This window comes from Tenacibaculum adriaticum (assembly GCF_008124875.1).
Classification (GTDB): Bacteria; Bacteroidota; Bacteroidia; order Flavobacteriales; family Flavobacteriaceae; genus Polaribacter; species Polaribacter adriaticus.
On the sequence record NZ_VNIA01000001.1, the window covers coordinates 604,385 to 625,654 of the forward strand.

The 21,270-nt window shown below is 31.3% G+C and carries 19 protein-coding genes; 14 read left to right on the plus strand and 5 right to left on the minus strand.

All coding sequences use genetic code 11. The features are described 5' to 3' along the window. Nucleotides 1-6: 6 nt before the first annotated feature. Entirely contained in the window at nt 7-828 is an 822-nt protein-coding gene (locus C7447_RS02795) for a glycogen/starch synthase (RefSeq protein WP_148868658.1), read from the minus strand. A gap of 95 nt (nt 829-923) precedes the next feature. Between C7447_RS02795 and panC the strand changes: the two genes are divergently transcribed. The 4 genes from panC (at nt 924) to radA (ending at nt 4,633) form a co-directional block, all read left to right on the plus strand. After that, entirely contained in the window at nt 924-1,766 is an 843-nt protein-coding gene (panC, locus tag C7447_RS02800) for a pantoate--beta-alanine ligase (RefSeq protein ID WP_148868659.1), read from the plus strand. Between the two features lie 51 nt (nt 1,767-1,817). Then, nucleotides 1,818-2,168 carry an aspartate 1-decarboxylase gene (gene panD, locus C7447_RS02805; protein ID WP_148868660.1) on the plus strand — a complete coding sequence of 117 codons (351 nt, stop codon included), beginning with the start codon at nt 1,818-1,820 and terminating at the stop codon, nt 2,166-2,168. Between the two features lies 1 nt (nt 2,169). After that, the gene (locus tag C7447_RS02810; RefSeq protein ID WP_170245887.1) at nt 2,170-3,117 is read left to right on the plus strand and encodes a lysylphosphatidylglycerol synthase transmembrane domain-containing protein; all 948 of its coding nucleotides are present in this window, start codon (nt 2,170-2,172) and stop codon (nt 3,115-3,117) included. A 154-nt stretch (nt 3,118-3,271) separates the two neighbouring features. Continuing rightward, nucleotides 3,272-4,633 carry a DNA repair protein RadA gene (radA, locus tag C7447_RS02815; RefSeq protein WP_148868661.1) on the plus strand — a complete coding sequence of 454 codons (1,362 nt, stop codon included), beginning with the start codon at nt 3,272-3,274 and terminating at the stop codon, nt 4,631-4,633. Between the two features lie 20 nt (nt 4,634-4,653). On the opposite strand, the gene C7447_RS02820 is transcribed toward radA, so the two are convergent. The 3 genes from C7447_RS02820 to C7447_RS15090 form a co-directional block, all read right to left on the minus strand. Next, on the minus strand, nt 4,654-6,837 hold the full coding sequence (locus tag C7447_RS02820; RefSeq protein WP_170245889.1) for a transglycosylase domain-containing protein: 2,184 nt from the start codon (nt 6,835-6,837) through the stop codon (nt 4,654-4,656). Between the two features lie 239 nt (nt 6,838-7,076). Then, nucleotides 7,077-7,826: a uroporphyrinogen-III synthase gene (locus tag C7447_RS02825; RefSeq protein ID WP_148868663.1), complete on the minus strand. Its 750-nt coding sequence runs from the start codon at nt 7,824-7,826 to the stop codon at nt 7,077-7,079. A gap of 10 nt (nt 7,827-7,836) precedes the next feature. After that, nucleotides 7,837-8,475: a DUF4271 domain-containing protein gene (locus tag C7447_RS15090; protein ID WP_148868664.1), complete on the minus strand. Its 639-nt coding sequence runs from the start codon at nt 8,473-8,475 to the stop codon at nt 7,837-7,839. Nucleotides 8,476-8,561: 86 nt separating this feature from the next. Here C7447_RS15090 and C7447_RS02835 point away from each other — a divergent pair, with 86 nt between their 5' ends. The 4 genes from C7447_RS02835 to C7447_RS02850 are packed head-to-tail and all read left to right on the plus strand — an operon-like array spanning nt 8,562 to nt 11,565. Next, nucleotides 8,562-9,281 carry a polyprenol monophosphomannose synthase gene (locus C7447_RS02835; protein ID WP_148868665.1) on the plus strand — a complete coding sequence of 240 codons (720 nt, stop codon included), beginning with the start codon at nt 8,562-8,564 and terminating at the stop codon, nt 9,279-9,281. 5 nt (nt 9,282-9,286) lie between these two features. Continuing rightward, complete coding sequence (locus C7447_RS02840; RefSeq protein ID WP_148868666.1) at nt 9,287-9,748, plus strand: GNAT family N-acetyltransferase; 462 nt, start codon at nt 9,287-9,289, stop codon at nt 9,746-9,748. Between the two features lie 6 nt (nt 9,749-9,754). Further along, nucleotides 9,755-11,095, plus strand: coding sequence for a dihydroorotase (locus C7447_RS02845; RefSeq protein WP_148868667.1), 1,341 nt, complete (start codon nt 9,755-9,757; stop codon nt 11,093-11,095). 8 nt (nt 11,096-11,103) lie between these two features. Next, nucleotides 11,104-11,565: a DUF4296 domain-containing protein gene (locus C7447_RS02850; RefSeq protein ID WP_148868668.1), complete on the plus strand. Its 462-nt coding sequence runs from the start codon at nt 11,104-11,106 to the stop codon at nt 11,563-11,565. On the opposite strand, the gene C7447_RS02855 is transcribed toward C7447_RS02850, so the two are convergent. Then, a complete protein-coding gene (locus tag C7447_RS02855; protein ID WP_148868669.1) occupies nt 11,553-12,557 on the minus strand; it encodes an SDR family oxidoreductase in 1,005 nt (334 codons plus the stop codon). The genes C7447_RS02850 and C7447_RS02855 overlap by 13 nt on opposite strands. Nucleotides 12,558-12,618: 61 nt before the next feature. Here C7447_RS02855 and tyrS point away from each other — a divergent pair, with 61 nt between their 5' ends. The 6 genes from tyrS to C7447_RS02885 all read left to right on the plus strand — a co-directional run bounded on the left by tyrS (nt 12,619) and on the right by C7447_RS02885 (nt 21,079). After that, entirely contained in the window at nt 12,619-13,923 is a 1,305-nt protein-coding gene (tyrS, locus tag C7447_RS02860) for a tyrosine--tRNA ligase (RefSeq protein ID WP_148868670.1), read from the plus strand. Between the two features lie 443 nt (nt 13,924-14,366). Continuing rightward, nucleotides 14,367-14,684 (plus strand): hypothetical protein, encoded by a 318-nt coding sequence (locus C7447_RS02865; RefSeq protein WP_148868671.1) that lies wholly within the window; start codon nt 14,367-14,369, stop codon nt 14,682-14,684. 93 nt (nt 14,685-14,777) lie between these two features. Then, complete coding sequence (locus C7447_RS02870) at nt 14,778-16,856, plus strand: TonB-dependent receptor domain-containing protein (protein ID WP_246143003.1); 2,079 nt, start codon at nt 14,778-14,780, stop codon at nt 16,854-16,856. A gap of 21 nt (nt 16,857-16,877) precedes the next feature. Further along, entirely contained in the window at nt 16,878-19,229 is a 2,352-nt protein-coding gene (locus C7447_RS02875) for a TonB-dependent receptor (protein ID WP_148868672.1), read from the plus strand. A gap of 4 nt (nt 19,230-19,233) precedes the next feature. Next, on the plus strand, nt 19,234-20,481 hold the full coding sequence (locus C7447_RS02880) for a PepSY-associated TM helix domain-containing protein (protein WP_148868673.1): 1,248 nt from the start codon (nt 19,234-19,236) through the stop codon (nt 20,479-20,481). A 55-nt stretch (nt 20,482-20,536) separates the two neighbouring features. Beyond that, the gene (locus tag C7447_RS02885) at nt 20,537-21,079 is read left to right on the plus strand and encodes a DUF2911 domain-containing protein (RefSeq protein WP_148868674.1); all 543 of its coding nucleotides are present in this window, start codon (nt 20,537-20,539) and stop codon (nt 21,077-21,079) included. Nucleotides 21,080-21,270: the final 191 nt, after the last annotated feature.

Consider the following 21,270-nt stretch of genomic DNA (forward strand, 5'->3'; position numbering starts at 1 on the left):
AAACTTTTATATGTCTTGTAATTCAAGAACTTCTTGTTTGTAAAAATCTAAATATGCTTCAGTTAATAAATCCTCAGGTTGATAATTTAAAACCTTAACACCACTTTTAGAAATAAATTCTTCTATTTCATCAGAATAGGCTTCTTCTACTTTAATAATAGCATCCGAATTTTCTATTGCACTTTTTAAAATATTTGCATGATTAGGTGTTTCTATTATTGCCGCTTTTTTGTTGTTAATCTTATCAAAACGGACTTTATTTGCTATTTCTTTATTTAATTCACCTTCAAATTCATTTCCGTATAGCGAAGTTACAATCTTACTTTCTGTAAATAAGGGTTCTTCTTTGTAAAATTCTCTTAAATATAATGGAAGTAATGAAGCCATCCATCCGTGAACATGAATTACATCTGGCGCCCAGTTTAATTTTTTAACAGTTTCTACGACTCCTTTAGCAAAGAAAATCATGCGTTCGTCATTGTCAGAAAAAAGATTATCATCTTCATCGGTATATACGGCCTTGCGCTTAAAGTATTCGTCGTTATCAATAAAATACACCTGCATTCTTTCTTTTGGTATCGAAGCAACTTTAATTATTAAAGGCATGTCCATGTCGTTAATAATTAAATTCATACCAGATAATCGAATTACTTCATGAAGTTGATGTCTTCTCTCGTTAATTACCCCAAAGCGAGGCATAAAAATACGGGTTTGAACTCCTTTAGAATGCGCGTATTTTGCAACATTAAAAGCGGTTGATGATAGTGTAGTTTCGGGTAAGTAGGGAACAACTTCCGACGAAACATATAATATTCTCTTATCCTTCATTAATTCAATCTTTTTTGTAAAGATGCAAAAGTACGAAAATTTATGCTAAAATCCTGTTAAATTGCTAATTTTGCAGTCACTTGAATAATTATACAATGAAAATATTTAAAACAAAATCCGATTTAAAAAAGTATTTATCAGAAGTAAAAAAAACTCATAAATCTATCGGATTTGTTCCTACCATGGGAGCACTACATGAAGGGCATTTATCGTTGATTAAACATGCTCAAAAAAAGAACAATGTTACTGTGGTAAGTGTTTTTGTAAATCCTACTCAGTTTGATAATAAAGAAGATTTAGAAAAATATCCACAGACTTTAGAAAACGACGTTAAATTGTTAGAAAGTATAAATTGTGATGCGCTATTCGCCCCTTCAGTTAAAGAAATCTATGAAGATAATATTACTTCAGATACATTTAATTTTGACGGATTAGAATATCAAATGGAAGGAAAATTCCGAGAAGGTCATTTTGATGGTGTAGGAACAATTGTTAAAACCCTATTTGAAATTGTAGAGCCCGATGTTGCTTATTTCGGAAAAAAAGATTTTCAGCAGTTACAAATCATCAAAAAGATGGTTGAAAAACATAATTTACCTGTTAAAATTAAAGGGAGACCTATATTTAGAGAAGAAGATGGATTAGCGATGAGTTCTCGAAACACCAGATTAACGAAAGAATATCGAGAAGCAGCACCTTTTATTTATAAAATATTAAAAAAGGCTAAAAAGAAATTTGGCATAAAAAGTGCTAATGATGTAACGGAATGGGTTAAAAAACAATTTAATAAACATCCTTTATTAGAGTTAGAATATTTTACAATTGCTGATGAAGAAACATTGGAAACGGTAGATGTTATAAATTTAAGTGCCGATTATCGCGGGTTTATCGCGGTGTTTGCTGGAGATATTCGATTGATTGATAATATTCGTTTTTAATCCGTTACAAAACTTAAAGTCAAATAACTAAAAAACACTTATTTTTGCAGCATGTTAGTACAAGTAGTAAAATCTAAAATCCACAGAGTAAAAGTTACTAATGCGGATTTAAATTATATAGGAAGCATCACTATTGATGAGGATTTAATGGATGCCGCTGGAATTATAGAAGGCGAACGCGTTCAAATAGTAAATAACAACAACGGGGAACGTTTAGAAACGTATGCAATTCCAGGGCCAAGAAGAAGTGGTGAAATTACTTTAAACGGAGCTGCAGCTCGTAGAGTTCAAAAAGGAGACGTATTAATCTTAATTGTTTATGCGTTTATGGAGTTGGAAGAGGCTAAAAAATTTAAACCACAGTTAGTATTTCCTAACGAAGAAAACAACTTATTAGAATAGTTTGAACTTATCTATTAAAAATATTTTAAAAACCATATTACCTCTCGCTTTGGGAGGTTTTTTAGTTTGGTATTCGATCTCTAAAATATCTTTAGAAACCTTATTGCAGTATTTTAAAAAAGCCAACTATAGTTGGATAACATTAGGTTTGTTTTTTGGTATTTTAAGTCACTTATCTCGAGCATATCGATGGAAGTATTTGCTCGAGCCGATGGGATATAAACCTAATTTTGGTAATAGTACTATGGCGGTTTTAGTGGCTTATTTGGTAAATTTAACAGTTCCGCGTGCGGGAGAGGTTTCTCGTGCGGCAGTTATGGCAAACTATGAAGGTATTCCGTTTGAGAAAGGTTTTGGAACAATTGTAGCTGAAAGAATTGCTGATTTATTAATGATGCTATGTATTATTACCATAACTCTTTTTGTTCAATTTGATTTTATTTATAATCTACTTACTAAAAATTTTAACCCAACTAAAATCATTATTGGATTATTAATTCTGGTTTCAGGGTTTTATATTTTCTCTTATTTTGTTCGAAATGCAGAGTCTGGTTTTTTATTTAAAATTAAAACATTTGTAAATGGGTTAATTGAAGGAGCCACCAGTGTTTTTAAAATGAAAAATAAATGGGCCTTTATTTTTCATACGGTTTTTATTTGGTTAATGTACATAGCTATGTTTTGGGCGACAGTACCTGCCATTGATAATTTGCATGTCCCTTTCGGAGCTGTTTTAATTGGCTTTATTGCCGGAGGGTTTAGTATCGCAGCAACTAATGGAGGTATAGGTTTGTATCCTGTAGCTGTTGCAGGAGCATTTGCTTTATTTGGTATATCTGAAGAGCCTGCCAACGCTTTTGGGTGGATTATGTGGACTGCTCAAACAGCGATGATTATTGTTTTCGGAGGTCTATCTTTTCTATTTCTTCCTATTTATAATAAAAAATAATAAGGCATTACGCTTTAGGTCACGTTTTCACTACTCGCTTTTTACTTTTATTTAAATGTAAAAAGAACTCAAACAATTAGCTTATGGTGAGCGTAGTCGAACCTTTAAATCGCTAACGCAAAATTTTGTTTCTTTGTAGATCTAATTAATAAAAATGGCGAAAACTAAAACCACTTTTTTCTGTCAAAACTGCGGAACCCAACATGCAAAATGGATGGGGCAATGTAGTGCGTGTAACGAGTGGAACACGATTGTAGAGGAAGTTGTTCAAAAGGAAGAAAAACGTTCTTGGAAACAAGCAACGACTGCAAAATCGGTGTCAAGACCACTAAAAATAGTAGAGATTCAATTGAACCCAGAAGAGCGGTTAAAAACAAATAATAACGAATTAGATACTGTTTTAGGTGGTGGATTGGTAAAGGGCTCTGTAACTCTTTTAGGAGGAGAACCTGGAATTGGAAAGTCTACTTTATTGTTACAAGTAGCTTTAAAAATAAGTCAGAAAGTATTGTATGTTTCTGGAGAAGAAAGTCAGTCGCAAATTAAAATGCGTGCAGAAAGATTAGAAGAAGCTATAAATTCTAACTGTCTTATATTAACAGAAACCAATACACAACGAATTTTTAAAAATATAGAAGAAGTTCAGCCAGATGTTTTGGTAATAGATAGTATCCAAACCTTGCATACTGATTCTATTGAAGCTTCTCCTGGCAGTGTTTCGCAGATTAGAGAAACTTCTGCGGAACTTATAAAATTCGCAAAAGAGACAGCAACTCCTGTTTTATTGATAGGACATATTAATAAAGAAGGAAATATTGCTGGTCCGAAAATATTAGAACATATGGTTGATGTGGTGTTGCAGTTTGAAGGGGATCGTAATCATACGTATCGAATTTTAAGATCACAAAAAAACCGTTTCGGTTCTACGGCAGAATTAGGAATTTACGAAATGCTTTCAGACGGATTAAGGGAGGTTTCTAATCCATCAGAAATATTAATATCAAAAAAAGATGCTGATTTAAGTGGAACTGCAATTGCCTCTACTTTAGAAGGTGTTCGTCCGTTAATGATAGAAATTCAGGCATTGGTTAGTACAGCCGTATATGGAACTCCGCAGCGCTCTACCACAGGTTATAATTTAAAGCGCTTGCACATGATTTTAGCTGTTTTAGAGAAACGCGCAGGATTTAAACTAGGGGCGAAAGATGTGTTTTTAAATATTACAGGAGGTATTAATGTAGATGATCCTGCGATTGATTTAGCGGTGGTAGCTGCTATTTTATCATCCAATCAAGATGTTGCTATTAATCCCAATGTATGTTTTGCAGCAGAGGTTGGTTTGGCAGGCGAAATTCGTCCAGTCTCTAAAATAGACCAACGTATTTTAGAGGCCGAAAAGTTAGGTTACAAAACCTTTGTGGCATCTAAATATAATAAAATTACCAGCAAAAATCACAAAATTAAACTGATTTTAGTAGGTAAAATAGAAGAAGCACTCGCTACGTTGTTTGCATAAAATTAGTTTTTGTTAATTCTTTATTCCTTTTTCTTTTTAAAAAGCCGATTGAAGAAACCTTTAATCCCTTTTTCTCTGTAAGCAGTGCATTTAATCGATGAAGAAATTTCTTCAGGTATATTGAAAGAGGTTAGGTATTGTTCCTTCAGTTTAGGATCTTTTTCTATTTCTTTAAGGATGTTAGCTATAATAGGCAACGCCAATGACGAGCCAGAACCATTCCCGCTGTTAAAATGAATTGTATTTTTAGAGGTTCCTACCCAAGTTCCAAGAACAATGTTTGGTGTGTATGCCATAAACCAAGCATTTGTATAATTTTGTGCAGTACCTGTTTTGCTTGCTAACGGACTTTTAATTTTAAAAGTGCTTCTTATTTTAGAAGAAGTCCCTTGTTCAACAGCTTGTTGTAAAATAGCTGTAACTGTTTGAGAGCTTTCTTTTGTAAATACTTTTTCAGTTTTTGACTCTTTACTTTCATAAATAATGTTTCCTTCTTTATCGGTAATCTTGCTAACCATATATAAATCGTTCATTTCACCGTCATTAGCAAAAGCACCATAAGCTCTTGTAGTTTCAAAAAGAGATAGATCAAGAGTTCCTAAAGCTATGGAAGGAGCGTTGTCAATAATTTCTGGAAATTTTAATTTTTCACAAGATTTGGTCAGCCATTCTTTTTCTAGCTTAAAATAAAGGTTAACACTAGGTATATTCATAGATTGAATTAAGGCGTACCATAATGCCACTTTTTTATCAGGAGTTGAACTATGGTCAGCATTTTCTGGCTTCCAGTTTTCGTATTCTTTATATGTTTTTTCTTCATTTTCAAAATAATCACAAGGTGAAATTCCTTTTTCTAAAGCCGTTGCATACAAAAATGGTTTAAAAGCAGAGGCTATTTGACGATGCGATAACACCATATCAAAAGGAAGTGTTGTGAAATTATTACCACCCACCCAACTGATAATTGCCCCGTTTTTCGGGTTTGTAATCAAAACAGAGGTATTCAGCATTTTTGAATAGTGCCAAAGGCTATCAATGGTATTACCTGTAATGGTTTTTGTGCTGTCCCAATCGAATAACTTTAAAGACCTTTCTTGTTTGTCTTTTGCTGTAAACTCTTGATCTTTTAACCATCTGTTCTTTAAAATATTTGATTGCAACTCTTTATCTAATTGCTTTTGTTTGATGACGAGTTGTTCCTTTGCGGCTTTTTCAGCCATTTTTTGAATACCGTAATTTAGGGTTGTGTATATTTTTAAACCATCGGTTTCTAAATTGTAATTACTATTGGTTGTTTCATTAATGGTTTTTATAATTTCAGTAGTTTTTTTCTTTATTTGATACGAAAAATAACCCGCTGATGTGTTTGTATCAAGATTTTTATAGTATAGGGTAATGGGGAGCTTTTGCAAGCTATCTGTAGTTTGATTACCTAAATAAGCTTCGTTGTTCATTAATTGAAGAACAGTATTGCGACGTTTTTTAGCATTTTTCGGGTTTATCCTTGGGTTGTAAAAGGTATTCGCTTTTAACATTCCAACAAGTACTGCCGACTCTTCAACTTTTAATTCATTAACGGACTTATTAAAAAAACGATTAGCGGCAGATTCTACTCCAAAATTATTTTCGCCGAAAGGAACTGAATTCAAATACAACAATAGTATTTCATCTTTACTATATAAAGTTTCCATTCTACTAGCTATAATAAGTTCTTTGATTTTATTTATGGGCATGCTTAAAAAGCCATGATATTGCCTTCCGTAAAGGTTTTTAATTAATTGTTGCGTAATAGTACTTCCTCCACCTCCGGACGCATCTCTCATTAAAATACTTCTAAAAAAAACTCTAGCATAACTTTGGCCATCGTAACCGTTGTGAGTATAAAAACGCTTATCTTCTGTAGCGATAAGAGCCTCCTTTAAATGTTTGGGTATTTGTTCTAACTTGACATTTGTTCTGTTTTCAGCAAAAATTTTTCCAACAATAATAGTATCTGATGAATAAATTAAGGAAGCTTCTTCATTAATGATAGCTGTTAAGTTTTCTTTGTTAGGTAATTTACCGAATACGTCGGAATACACTAATAAAAACAGTAGAAATATTAAAAGAAGCCCCAAAAGAATCAATCCTGTTATATATTTTAAAAGAAGGGTTAAGTTCTTCTTTTTTAGAAGTTGAGGTTGTGTTTCTTTTAATATTTTCACTTTGCTATACAAATGATTTTAACTGATAAAATTGTGGATGTTATCGAAATATTAATTACGTAAAGTTTGCTTTCATATTTAAGATATCTATCATTTCAATGACAGATATTATCCGATACTGAAATAAGTTCTGTACATATAACGAAGTTATTAGTTTTTAATATATGAATCAAACTAAATTCGTTCCAATAAAAAACCCTTACAAGTTGCAAGGGTTATAATTTATAAGGTTGGAAAAATTATTTTTTTCCGTTAGCTCCTTTAATGTATTTTTCTAAAGCCATAGTCATTGAAGGTGTTTCTGGGGTTGGTGCAGCAATATCTACACGTAATCCTCTTTCTTCAACAGCTTTAATGGTAGAATCACCAAAGACTGCAATTCGAGTATTGTTTTGCTTAAAATCTGGAAAGTTTTGAAATAAACTATCAATTCCAGAAGGACTAAAGAACACTAAGATATCATAAAAAACATTTTCTAAGTCAGATAAATCACTAACTACAGTTCTGTATAAATCAGCACGTGTCCAGCTAATTCCTATAGCATCTAATTCTTGAGGTATTTCTGGTTTTAATTTATCAGAGGAAGGTAATAAAAATTTCTCGTCCTTATGTTTTTTTATAAGTTTTCCTAATTCAGGAAACGTTCTAGTACCCACATAAATTTTTCGCTTTCTATATACTACATATTTCTGTAGATAGTACGCAACTGCTTCAGATTGACAAAAATATTTTAAATCATCTGGAACTGTATAGCGCATTTCTTCAGCAACTCTAAAAAAATTATCAACAGCATTTCTGCTGGTTAAAATAATTGCAGTAAAGTTTTTTAAATCTATTTTTTGAGATCTTACTTCTTTAACAGGGATTCCTTCAACATGAATAAATGAGCGAAAATCAACTTTTACTTTTTGTTTTTCAGCTAAATCAAAATATGGGGAGGTTTCTGTTTTTGGTGCTGGCTGAGACACTAAAATAGTTTTCACTTTCATAAAACGTTCTTTAAATAGTTATTGTTTTATAGAGGATTAACAAAGGTGCTAATTCAAGGGTGCAAAAGTACAAAATAAAATAGAAGAACTGATTAAAAATCATCCTTTTATTATTAGTAAGGATTAAATAAACCCTGAAAACCAATAGTAAAGTGATAAAAAACAAAAGAAAAAAAATATCTTTAAACCAGTATTGGTTGATAATTAAAACAGGAAAAATCCATAAACAAATACTATATAAATATCCGTTTTTAGAATATAAAAAGTAATTTAAATCTTCTTGCATACTAAAAACATTAATTATAAGGTAACTAATTAAATATTTTGCAATAAAATAAAAAGCAGTTACACCTAAAATTAATAGAAAAAGGAATAAGTTTTTTTCAAGAGTAAAAGAGGTAATTAATGTGAAAAATGTTAATGAAATAATAATTACAGAAAAAGTGAACATAACACCATGAAAAGGAGAAAGTAGAGAAGTGGTTTCCTCCGATCTCTTTTCAATAAAACCCTGTGTGAAAAAAGCAATCGAATAGCCTAACAAGCGCTGAGGCTTGTATAATTTCATTAAAAAAAGCAAGACAAAACCTAAAAGAAAGGTAATTGTAATTAAGTCATCCGATAAAAAATTACGTTCAATAGCCTCCATTTAGCATTTTTAGGTCCTATCCAATTAACACAAAATTAGGAATAAATTAATGTATCTTTGTGCAAATTTTGATGAAATTTTAATTTATGTCAGACACTTTAGTCATAATTCCAACCTACAACGAAAAAGAAAATATAGAAGCTATAATTAGAGCAACTTTTAGTCAAGAAAAAAAATTTGATGTTTTAGTTGTAGATGATAATTCACCTGACGAAACTGCATCAATTGTAGAAAGCTTACAAAAAGAATATCCAGAGCAACTTTATATTGAAAAAAGAGCAGGAAAGAATGGACTAGGAACTGCATATATCCATGGATTTAAATGGGCGATTGAAAAGAAGTACGACTATATAATCGAAATGGATGCTGATTTTTCTCATAATCCAAAGGATTTAATTCGTCTTTATAACGCCTGTGCTGTTGAAGGAGCAGATGTTTCTGTAGGGTCAAGATATTCGGTAGGTGTAAACGTGGTAAATTGGCCAATGCGACGTGTGTTGTTGTCTTATTTTGCTTCTAAATATGTGCGTTTTATTACTGGAATTCCAATTCATGATACGACTGCAGGTTTTGTTTGTTGGAAACGAGAGGTATTAGAAACTATTAAGTTGGATAAAATAAAATTTGTTGGATATGCTTTTCAAATAGAAATGAAATTTAAAGCATGGAAGCATAAGTTTAAGATAAAAGAAGTATCCGTAATTTTTACCGATAGAACTTTAGGAGAATCTAAAATGAGTGGATCTATTGTTAGTGAAGCTTTGTTTGGTGTGATAAAAATGAGACTAAACGGATTGCCAAAATAATTATAATGGAACAGATTTCTATAAGACCAGCTACACTAAATGATCTACAAACGTTATTAGAGTTTGAACAAGGTGTTATAGAAGCAGAAAAACCACTAGATCCTTTCTTAAAGGAAGAAAAAATTTATTATTACAATATTCCAGAATTAATAACTTCAGAAAACAGTTTTTTGGTTGTGGCTGTCTCTAATGATGAACTTGTAGGTTCTGGTTATATAAGAATTGAAAATTCAAGACATTATCATAAAAATAAACATAATGGTTATATAGGATTTATGTTTGTTAAACCTTCTTTTCGAGGACGAAGAATTAGTAACATGGTTTTAGAGTCTTTAAAAAAATGGGCAAAAGATAAAAATTTGAAAGAATTAAGATTAGATGTTTATAGCAATAATACTGCAGCAATAAAATCGTATGAACGATTTGGCTTTAATAAGAGTTTAGTAAATATGCGAATAGAAATTTAAAAGAAAATGACAAAATCTACTTTAATAAAAAACGCTAAAATTGTTAATGAAAAAAGCATTTTTAAAGGCGATGTTCTCATAGAAAATGAATTTATTGTTAAAATCGCTGATGAGATATCGATTTCTGAAAATGTTGAGGTTATCGATGCTTCAGGAAAATATTTAATTCCAGGGATGATAGATGATCAGGTTCATTTTCGAGAGCCAGGATTAACGCATAAGGCAAATATTGCCACAGAAAGTAAGGCAGCTGTTGCAGGAGGAATTACTTCTTTTATAGAAATGCCTAATACTGTTCCGCAAGCAACAACACAAAACTTATTAGAAGATAAATTCGAAATAGCAAGTAAAACTTCTTACGCAAACTACTCGTTTATGTTTGGTGGAACGAATGATAATTTAGAGGAATTGTTAAAAACAAATCCAAAGAATGTTGCAGGTATTAAGTTGTTTTTAGGATCTTCAACAGGAAACATGTTGGTAGATAATGAAGAGGTTTTAGAAAAAATATTTTCTTCTACAAAAATGTTAATTTCTGTTCATTGTGAAGATGAGGCTACTATTCGAAGAAATACGGAAAAATTTAAAGCAGAATATGGTGATGATATTCCTTTGAAATATCATCCAATTATAAGAAGTGAAGAAGCTTGTTATTTATCATCTTCAAAAGCAATTGAATTAGCAAAGAAAACTGGAGCAAGATTGCATGTTTTTCATTTATCTACAGAAAAAGAAACACATTTGTTCCGCAATGATATTCCGTTAGAAGAAAAACAAATTACAGCCGAAGTTTGTGTGCATCATTTGTGGTTTACAGATGCTGATTATGAAAAGAAGGGAACACTCATTAAATGGAATCCAGCAGTTAAAACTCAAAAGGATAAGGAAGGTTTATGGAAAGCACTGTTAGACGATAGGATAGATATAATTGCAACAGATCATGCACCTCATACTCTAGAGGAAAAAGAAAATGTGTATACAAAAGCTCCAAGTGGTGGACCTTTGGTGCAACATGCGGTTACGGCTGTTTTTGAGAAAGTGAAAGAAGGAATAATTTCAATTGAAAAGGCAGTGGAGAAGATGTGTCACAATCCTGCGAAAATATTTAAAGTTGAAAAACGCGGATTTATAAAGGAAGGATTTTACGCTGATTTAGTTTTAATTGATCCAGCTCAAAATTGGACAGTTTCTAAAGAAAATATATTGTATAAGTGCGGATGGTCTCCGTTTGAAGGAGTTGAATTTTCGAGTAAAATTACACACACATTTGTGAATGGAAATTTGATATACAACAACGGAACGTTTAACGAAGAAATTAAAGGAAAAAGACTATTATTTAATAGATAGATAGAGTTATGAGAAATTTCATTTACTTTTTAATACTTTTATTCATTGTTTCTTGTAATAGTAATACAATTTATGAGAAACCTGAGAATTTGATTCCTAAAGATTCAATGATTTTTTTGTTAACAGATATGTATATAGCTTCATCTGCAAAACATATAAAGAATAAATTTCTTCAAAAGGATGTTAATTACACAGCTTTGGTGTATAATAAATACAAAATAGATAGTGCTCGTTTCGATATCAGTAATAATTATTATACTTCTAGAGTTGAAGAGTATAATGAATTGATAAATAAAGTGAAAACTAGGTTAGAAGCAGAGCATAAAATGTATCAAGAAAAAATAGATAAATTAGATTCTATAAAACGCGATAGTTTGAAAAAGAAAACTATAAAACCGAAGTTGTTAGATTCAGCCAGAAAAATTAAGTTAAAAAAAGCAAAATTAAAAGATAGAACTCAACCAGAATAATTGTTACAAATTTCTTTAATAACAGTATCTATCGGCTCAAATTCATAACCTAATTCTTTTTTAATTTTTTCGGAAGAATAATATTCTTTTCTCTGTGATGATCTCGCAGAATTTTTAGTGAGTAATGGTTGTTTTCTGGTGATTGTTGTCAAAAACCAATCAATTTTCCAAAGTAGAGAAGTTGCAAATTTTCCTATTTTAATTGATGGACGTTTTTTATTAAAAACATCTGCGATAGTAAAGAATATTTCTTTGAAAGATTTGTTTTCTGATACTAAAATAAAACGCTCATTTTTAATATTAGAATTCATTAAATTAATCATTACTTTTACCACATCTTTTACACCAACAAAACCCGTTACACCTTCTGTAAAAAACTTAAATCCGTTATAAACTTGCGTAAAAAATTTACCTGAGCCTTCGTTAAAAAAACCAGCTCCTAAAATTACTCCAGGATTTACAATAACGATATCAATGCCTTCTTGTGAAGCTCGCCATACTTCCATTTCTGCACCATATTTGGTAATAGAATATCCATGATTTTCACTTTGATCATTCCATTCATTTTCCTCTGTAGTGAGATTTCCATTTATAGAATCTCCAATAGCAGCAATAGAACTTACATGGCAAAACTTCTTTATTTTTTTATCAATAGAAAAGTTAATCACATTGGCGGTGCCTTCAATATTTACTTTTCTCATTTTACGATAATCCTCTGGGTTAAAAGAAACTAATGCAGCACAATGGTAAACATATGTGATTTCACCTTCAAAAACGGCTTTAAGTGAAGGCGTATCATTAATATCAGCTCTAATCCATTCTATTTTTTTAAAAAAAGAGAGGGAGTTTCCAGTGTAAAAAGAAAATACAGTTTTAACTTTTTCAAGTTTATCTTCTGAACGATAAGTTGCTCGAACAACATTATTTTCCCTTATTAAATGGTACAATAAATGAGAGCCTACTAAACCTGTTCCGCCTGTTACTAAAATCATAGTACGAAAATAGAATTTTTTACCTGATAAATGTATCTTTGTTCCTTTAAAACAAATACAAATGACCAAGAATTTAGTTGAAGAATTACGTTGGCGTGGAATGATTCACGACATGATGCCAGGAACCGAGGAACAATTACAAAAAGAAATGACGACGGCATATATTGGTTTTGATCCAACTTCAGATTCATTACACATTGGTAGTTTAGTGCCAATTATTTTGTTGGTGCATATAGAAAAAGCAGGACATAAACCAATTGCATTGGTTGGAGGTGCTACAGGTATGATTGGAGATCCATCAGGGAAATCAGATGAACGTAATTTATTAAATGAAGAAGCGTTAGCAAAAAACGTTGAGGGAATTAAAAGAACTTTAGGACGTTTTTTAAAATTTGATAATGGCACAAAAAACTCGCCCATTCTAGTGAATAATTATGATTGGATGAAGAGCTTTTCATTTATAGAATTTGCACGTGATGTTGGTAAACGAATCACAGTAAATTATATGATGGCGAAAGACTCTGTCAAAAAACGTATTTCGGGAGATTCTAGTAACGGAATGAGCTTTACGGAGTTTACCTATCAATTAATTCAAGGTTACGATTTTTATCATTTATACAAAACCTACAATTGTAAATTACAAATGGGAGGTTCTGATCAATGGGGAAATATTACTACAGGAACTGAGTTAGTGCGTAGAATGAATGTTGGAGAAGAAGCAAAAGCGTTTGCTATGACTTGCCCGTTAATTACGAAAGCAGATGGTTCTAAATTTGGAAAATCAGAAGGTGGTAACGTATGGCTAGATGCAGATAAAACTTCAGTATACAAATTTTACCAATTTTGGTTAAATACGTCGGATGAAGATGCAGAAAAGTATATAAAGATCTTTACATTTTTAGATAAAGACACGATAGATAATTTAATTGCAGAACACAAAGAGGCTCCTCATGTTCGTGTGTTACAAAAAAGATTAGCTGAAGAAGTTACAGCATTTGTACATTCAAAAGAGGAGTTAGAAAAAGCAATTTCAGCTTCCAATATCCTTTTTGGAAAATCTACTGCAGAAGATTTAAAATCGTTAGATGAACAAACATTTTTAGACATTTTTGAAGGGGTACCTCAAGCCAGCGTTAGTTCAGAAGATATAAAAGAAGGGTTATCAATGATAGATGCTCTGTCAGCAAAAACCAATTTTTTAAAATCGAATGGGGATGCACGTCGAGCTTTAAAAGAAAACTCAATTGCTGTAAACAAAGATAAAGTTAATGAAGACTTTTCAATTACAACAAACGATTTAATAGCAAATAAATATGTTCTTTTACAAAGAGGTAAGAAGAATTATTTCTTACTTCAAGTTAGTTAGTAAACTATAAAGCTTAAAACAAAAAAGCCTTGATAATTTTTATCAAGGCTTTTTTGCATTTAATATATAAAATAAGCTTTTATGAAACAGCTTTAAACTCGTGTGTTAAAGGACAGCGTTTGCAATTAATGCCTTTTTTTTTGTATTTATTACAACATTTAGTTTTTGGTTTTAAACAATTTGAAGAACAAATTGAATCACAACTTTGTTGTGGTAAAGAAACTATTGGTGTAATTTTCTTGTTTTCAGTATAAAATACAATCATATTCTAAAAATCTGTGGCAAATATAATTATTTATTTAGAATAAATAAAAATAAAAAACAGGTTAAATTTATATTGATAATCAAGAAGCTAAACAGTATTTTTGCATTTCAGTTTAACAATAATTTTTGTGATTAGAAGTTTAGGCATATACTTTTTTGTTTTTTTGTACATGATTGCTATGTTACGACCTATAGCTCCATTTGTAGAATATGCCATTAACTACGATTATATCTCAAAAGTTTTATGTATTAATAAAGACAAGCCAGAACTGAATTGTAATGGTAAATGTCAATTAATGAAAGAACTTAAAAAACAAAAAGACGACGACTTCAAGTCTTTACGAGTTCAGATGGAAGAATATCCGATTGGGTTTGTTCAGTTAATGAGCTTAAATAATAAAAAACAAATAGTAGCCTATAAAACTCATCAATTTTATTACCAACAAGATTATTCTTATCTGTTTGAGTTTTCTACGTTCCATCCACCAACAGTTTAAATTTATATATAGGTTTTAAAGAGCAAAATCAGTTTGATAATATCAAACAGGTGTGTTTTGCTACGCAATTATGTAGAATTTAAACATTAAATAATGAGAAATTTATGGATGATGCTATTCTGCATCTTATCTATAAGCGTGTCTGCACAAACTAAAAAAGACACCTTAACAACAAAAAGAATAAAATTAAATGAAGTGGTGGTTAAAGGGGATTTAAACACGAACCCTGTTCACACATCAATAAAAAACGATTACCAAAAAAAGGTAATTCAACCTAAAAATGTAGCTGATTTATTTTCTGAAATCAACGGGTTTTCAGTAGTAAAAAGAGGGAATTATGCTATCGATCCAATTTTTAGAGCTTCGGTTTACGAGCAATTAAATGTAATGTATGATGGCGCAACTAAAGCAGTTCATGCATGTCCAAACAGAATGGATCCAATAACAACGCATATTATTCCTGAGGAAATTTCAAAAATTGAAGTAATTAAAGGTCCTTATACTGTTCGTTACGGAGCTACTTTTGGAGGAATTGTAAATATGGTTACTGAAGATTATGAAAATCTTGAAAACGGTTTGCACGGAAAAGTTTCTGGAGGATACGAAACGAATGGAAACTCATTTGTAACCATGCTTCAGTTACAAGAGGTTTCTGATAAGTTTGATATCATAGGAAATGTTGGCTACAGAAACTTTGGAGATTATAAAGATGGAGAAGGAAATAAAATTCCATCAGCATTTAAAAGTACTGATTATGGTATCAGATTAGGATACAACATTACAGATAATCAACGTTTACAAGCTCACTGGCGTCAGTCTTTTGGTAGAGATGTAAAACATGCTGCTTTACCAATGGATACCGAGTTCGACGATAGTTCAATATTATCATTAGATTATAAAATTCAGAATATCGATAATACACTAAAATCGATTACAGTTAAAGGATTTTACAGTTATGTAGATCATTTAATGACCAATGCTAATCGTCCAAACTTTCCAATGATGTTTGCTTCATCACCAGTTAACTCAACAACAATTGGAGGTAAGTTAGAAACTCATTTATTATTAGATAAGAAGATTAATTTATTTGTTGGAGTCGATGCAAATCATATTGAAAGAGAGGGGAACAGAACTCGTACAATCAAGATGATGAATGGAACGATGTTGCCAACACCAATGGTAAGAGTAGATAAAATTTGGCAAGATGCGTATTTAAATGATTTTGGACTATTTGCTGAAGCTAAATACAGCTTTTCACCTAAAACATGGTTAACTACAGGTATGCGTGTAGATTTTGTTGATGCTAATGCAAAAGATTTAGAAGTAGATTTTGCAACAATGTATCCTGTTACAAAAACAGATGAAACTAATGTAAGTGGAACTATTTCATTAAAACATAAGTTTTCAAGAAAAGCAATTCTTGAAGCGGCTTTTGGTAGAGGTGTTAGAACCGCAAACATGGCTGAACGCTTTATCAACCACTTTACAGTAGGTCAAGATTCGTATGAGTATTTAGGAAATCCGCTTTTAAAACCAGAGGTTAACAATCAATTTGAAATTGGTTTAAAAGGATTGATTGACTTCAATGAAAATGCAGTGTTTAGTTATGAAACTTCTGTATATCATTCCATTTTTGAAGATTATATCTCAGCAGTGGTTGATCCAACAATTCCAAGTAATTTCATGCCAATGCCAGAGTTTACGAAAGTTTTTGTTAACATTGAAGATGCATCAAAAACAGGTTTTGAAGTGGCTACAAAACTGAATTTATACCAAGATTATTTTGTAAAAGCAGAAGTAGCTTATGTAAAAACAAAAAACGAAGATTTTAATGAGTCCTTACCGTTAAATCCGCCATTTACTAGCAAAATTTCTTTAGGTGTTAATAAAGAAAAATATTGGGCAAATGCACAATATAATATGGTTTCAAAGCAAACAAATATTGCACCTTCTTTTGGCGAAACTGAAACAGATGGTTACCAAATCTTAGATCTTAAATTCGGAATAAAGCCATTGGAGAAATTTACAGTAGGAGTAGCTTGTTTAAATGTGTTTGATAAAAATTATATCAATCACTTAAATTTTTCTTACAGAAATCAAGCAAACCTACCAATGGCTCCAATAACAGAACCAGGTAGAAATTTCACAGCTTTTGTACAATATAAATTCTAGTAAAAACAGATAGTATTTAAAATGAAAAACATATTAATAGCTGTTATAGGTATTTTGTTACCTATAACGGCTTTTACACAATCTATATATAAAGGAAAAGTTATTGATAAAAATAACAATCCAATAGTTGGAGTATCAATAATTTCTTTAGAAGATAAAAACAAGGGAACTGCAACCGACTTTGATGGGAATTTCAGTATTAAATTAACAAATCCTGAAGTAAAAGTATCAACTGTTGGATTTAAAAAAGAGGTAGTAATACTTACAAAAAACTTCAACACAATTAAATTAGAAGATAATATTGAAAATCTTGATGAGGTAGTTGTTTCTGCAAGTAGAGAAGTTCAAAAACGTCAAGAAGTTCCAGCTTCAATAGGTTTGCTAACAGCAAATCAAATTAAAGAAACCAAAGCTTTTGGTATTGAACAATTGGTAAATCAAGTTCCAGGGGTTTTTATGAGTACTTCAAAAGCATCAAGCAACGAACAACACTTTATGGCTACACGTTCACCAATTTCAACAAAATCATTGTTTTTATATGTTGAAGATGGTTTGCCAATTCGTCCGGTAGCAGTATTCAATCACAATGCGTTGTTAGAAATGAACAATACAACATTTAACCGTGTTGAGGTATTGAAAGGACCAGCATCTAGTATTTACGGAAGTGAAGCTATAGGTGGAAGTTTTAATTTCATCACTAAAAACCCAGAGAAAGAATTTGGAGGATCATTAGGTTTTCAAATTAACGATTTAGGCTTAACTCGAGTTGAGGCAGAAGCATCAACAACAGCAAATGATAAATATGGATTCTATGTAGGAGGTCATTATGTACAAAGAAGTAACGGGCCTGTTGGTCATTCAAATTATGAGAAGTTCGCAATTTCGTTTAAAAATGTAAATGATTTTTCTGAGGATTTAAAATGGACGAATGCCGTAACTTTTATTGATTACCGTTCGGATATGTCGGGTTCAATTTCTGAAGATAATTATACTGATGGTAATTATGAAAGTAATCAAACTTTTACTGAAAGAGTTGCAAGAGCATTACGTTTTCGTTCTACTTTAGATAAAACTTGGGATGAAAAAAGTAAAACCTCGTTCAATTTTATCTATCGAAACAATGAAATGGATCAAATTCCATCGTATAGAGTTAAACAAAATAGAAATCAAGGACAGTTAACAGGAACTGGTACCGGAGAAATTAATTCCAACGCATTTAGAAGTTTTGTAGGTTTAATTCAGCATAAAAAAGATTATGAGTTTGCCAATGCATCTTTAATATTTGGTGTTACTGCAGATTATTCTCCACAAGATTATGTTGCTGAAACTATTAATGTAACTGTAGATACAAATACTCAAAAGAATATTGATTACGTTGTAAATTTGGGTGATTACATATTAAATTATCAAGCAGACATTTTTAATTATGCAGGATACGCTCAATTTGAAATTTCTCCTTTTAAAAGTTTAAAGTTAACAGGAGCTATCCGTTATGATGGATTTTCATATGATTATGACAATTTAATTGAACAGTTTTCAGGTGTTGCAGATACCAAAGTAAGCTATACTAATGTTGCTCCAAAATTAGGATTTAACTACAACTTATCTAAAAACGCAGGGTTATACGGTAATTACTCTGAAGGATTCACTCCTCCACAAACATCAACGTTGTTTAGAAATGGAGATAATGATGCTGCAGGAAATACAGTTTTTGATTTAAAACCTGCTAAGTTTGATAATTTTGAAGTTGGAGGTTATTTTACCATTCCATTAAAACTAAAAGTTGATGTTGCATTATACCAGTTAGATGGTAAAGACCGATTAATTTCTATCAGAAATAATGACGGAGATTATATTCAATTGAACGCTGGTGAAACTCGTTCTCGTGGAGTTGAATTAGGGCTAAACTACAAAGTTTTAGAAAACGTGTCTGTTTCATATAGTGGAAGCTATGCAAAACACGAATACCTATCATTTTTTGATAATAATGTTGACTATTCTAATACTGATATGCAAACAGCGCCAAAATATATGGCAATGGCATCAGTAAATTATAAACCAATAAAAGATTTATCGTTAACGCTAGAACACGAAAAAATTGGTAAGTATAACACAAGTTTTGAAGGGCAAGCTGTTGTTGGAGTTGATACAAATGGTGATAATATTTTGGGAACTTCAACTTACAAAGGACATAATGTTTTCAATTTCAGAGCAAATTATGAATGCAAACAATTTGAAATTTGGGGGCAAGCACTTAATATTTTTGATGAGTTGTATTCTGTAAGAGCTGGTTATAATATTTATAGCAAACAAAAGGAATATACAGTTGGTAATCCAAGAGCTTTTCATTTTGGTATAAAATATAATTTCTAGTTAAATGAAAAATAGAAAATTAAATCAGTGGCTTTGGAAGTGGCATTTCATTGCAGGAATTATTTCTCTGCCGTTTGTATTGCTACTATCAATAACAGGAGCTATTTATCTTTTTAAACCAGATGTTGAAAAGGAAGCGATTGGGAAAATTCAAAATATTGAAGAAGCGCAAAAACAATCAATTTCGTATCAAAAACAATGGAAAATTGCTCAAAAAGAGATGAAAAAGAAGCCAAATGTAATGATATTACAAAATTCATCTACAAAAGGAACTGAATTCATTTCGGGGAAGTTTGGTAATAAAAGATCGTTGTTTGTAAATCAATACACAGGGGAAGTTTCAGGAAAATTTAGTCCGAAAGATACTTGGATGTATAAAGTAAGAAAACTTCATGGAGAACTACTAGGAGGAAAAGTAGGAACCAAAATAGTTGAATTAATTGCCAGTTGGATGGTTGTGTTGATTTTAACAGGTTTATACATTTGGTTTCCGTTTAAAAAAGGAGAAAAGAAAGGAGTGTTTACCATCCGATTTAAAGAAGGAAAAAGAACTTTATTTAGAGATCTACACGCTGTTGGTGGTTTTTGGTTGTCAATTCTGTTATTAATGGTTTTGGCAGGAGGTTTTCCATGGACAGACGTTTTTGGTAGTAACTTCAAAACACTTCAAAAAATAACTAATACAGGGTATCCAACAACTTGGAACGGACGCGGATTAACATCTTCAATAGCAGAAAAAACACTTTCGTTAGATGATATGGTAATAATTGCCAAAGCACAAAATTTAGAAGGAGAAATAAGTATTGGTCTGCCTAAAAACGAGAAAAGTACTTTCAGTGTTTCTAATAAAACGGTAAATCTGGAAGCGCAAAAAATGTTGCATTTCGATCAGTATTCAGGTAAATTGATTAAAAAACACAATTGGAGTGATGTTGGTTTTTTAATGCGAGGCAGAATGTGGTTAATGGCATTTCATCAAGGTGAATTTGGTGGCTGGAACTGGTGGTTGATGTTTTTTATAGCTATTGGATTAACACTAATGAGTGTTTCTGCATTGGTTTCTTATTTATACAGAAAATCAAAAGGAACTTGGGGTATTCCAAAAGTTCCTGCAAGTTTTAAAGTAGGTAACGCCATTGTTGTAATGCTAATTTTACTAGGGTTGATATTTCCGTTATTCGGAATTTCATTAGTATCCATTTATGTATATGATTTTATTGTCAGAATAAAATCAAAAAAAATAGCGTTATAATTGCATGTATTTTAAAACTATTAAAAGATTATAAAAACCAAAAATTAAATATATCATGAAAAAATCAATCTTATCTATCATTGTATTTGCAATCGCGATGGTATTTTCAACTAATGCTGTTGCACAAAAATTTTCATCATTAGATAAAAGTCCATTAGATATTGCTGCTTATCCATCAAGTTATAGAGTGTCGGAAAAAGTTATAAAAGTAATTTACAGCCGTCCTCAATTAAAAGGAAGAACTGTATCAAGTTTAGCAAAAAACGGAAAAGTTTGGAGAACGGGAGCAAATGAAGCTACAGAAGTGGTATTTTATAAAGATGTTACTTTTGGAGATAAACCGGTAAAAGCAGGAACTTATACATTATTTACTATTCCAGGAGAGCAAGAATGGACTGTAATTTTAAGTACAGCAAAAAATGTTTGGGGTTCATATATGTATAACGAAAAAGAAGATGTCGTTCGTGTGACTGGTAAAGTATCGAAAACAAAAGAAACTTTAGAAGCTTTTTCAATAGTTTTTGATGGAGAAGAAGATGCTTTTAATATGCATTTAGGCTGGGGAACAACTGTTGTATCTGTTCCTGTGAAAGGGTAATTAATTTGAAATAAATTTATAAAGACCTGATAGTGTTTAAAAACCTGTCAGGTCTTTTCTTTTTCATGAGAATAGCTGTAAATTTGCTGCTTCAAATTATCGTCATTGCGAATAAAGTGAAGCAATCTTTTGAAATAAAGATTACTTCGTCATTTTATTTCTGGTAATGACAAAAAAGAAATTAATTACAA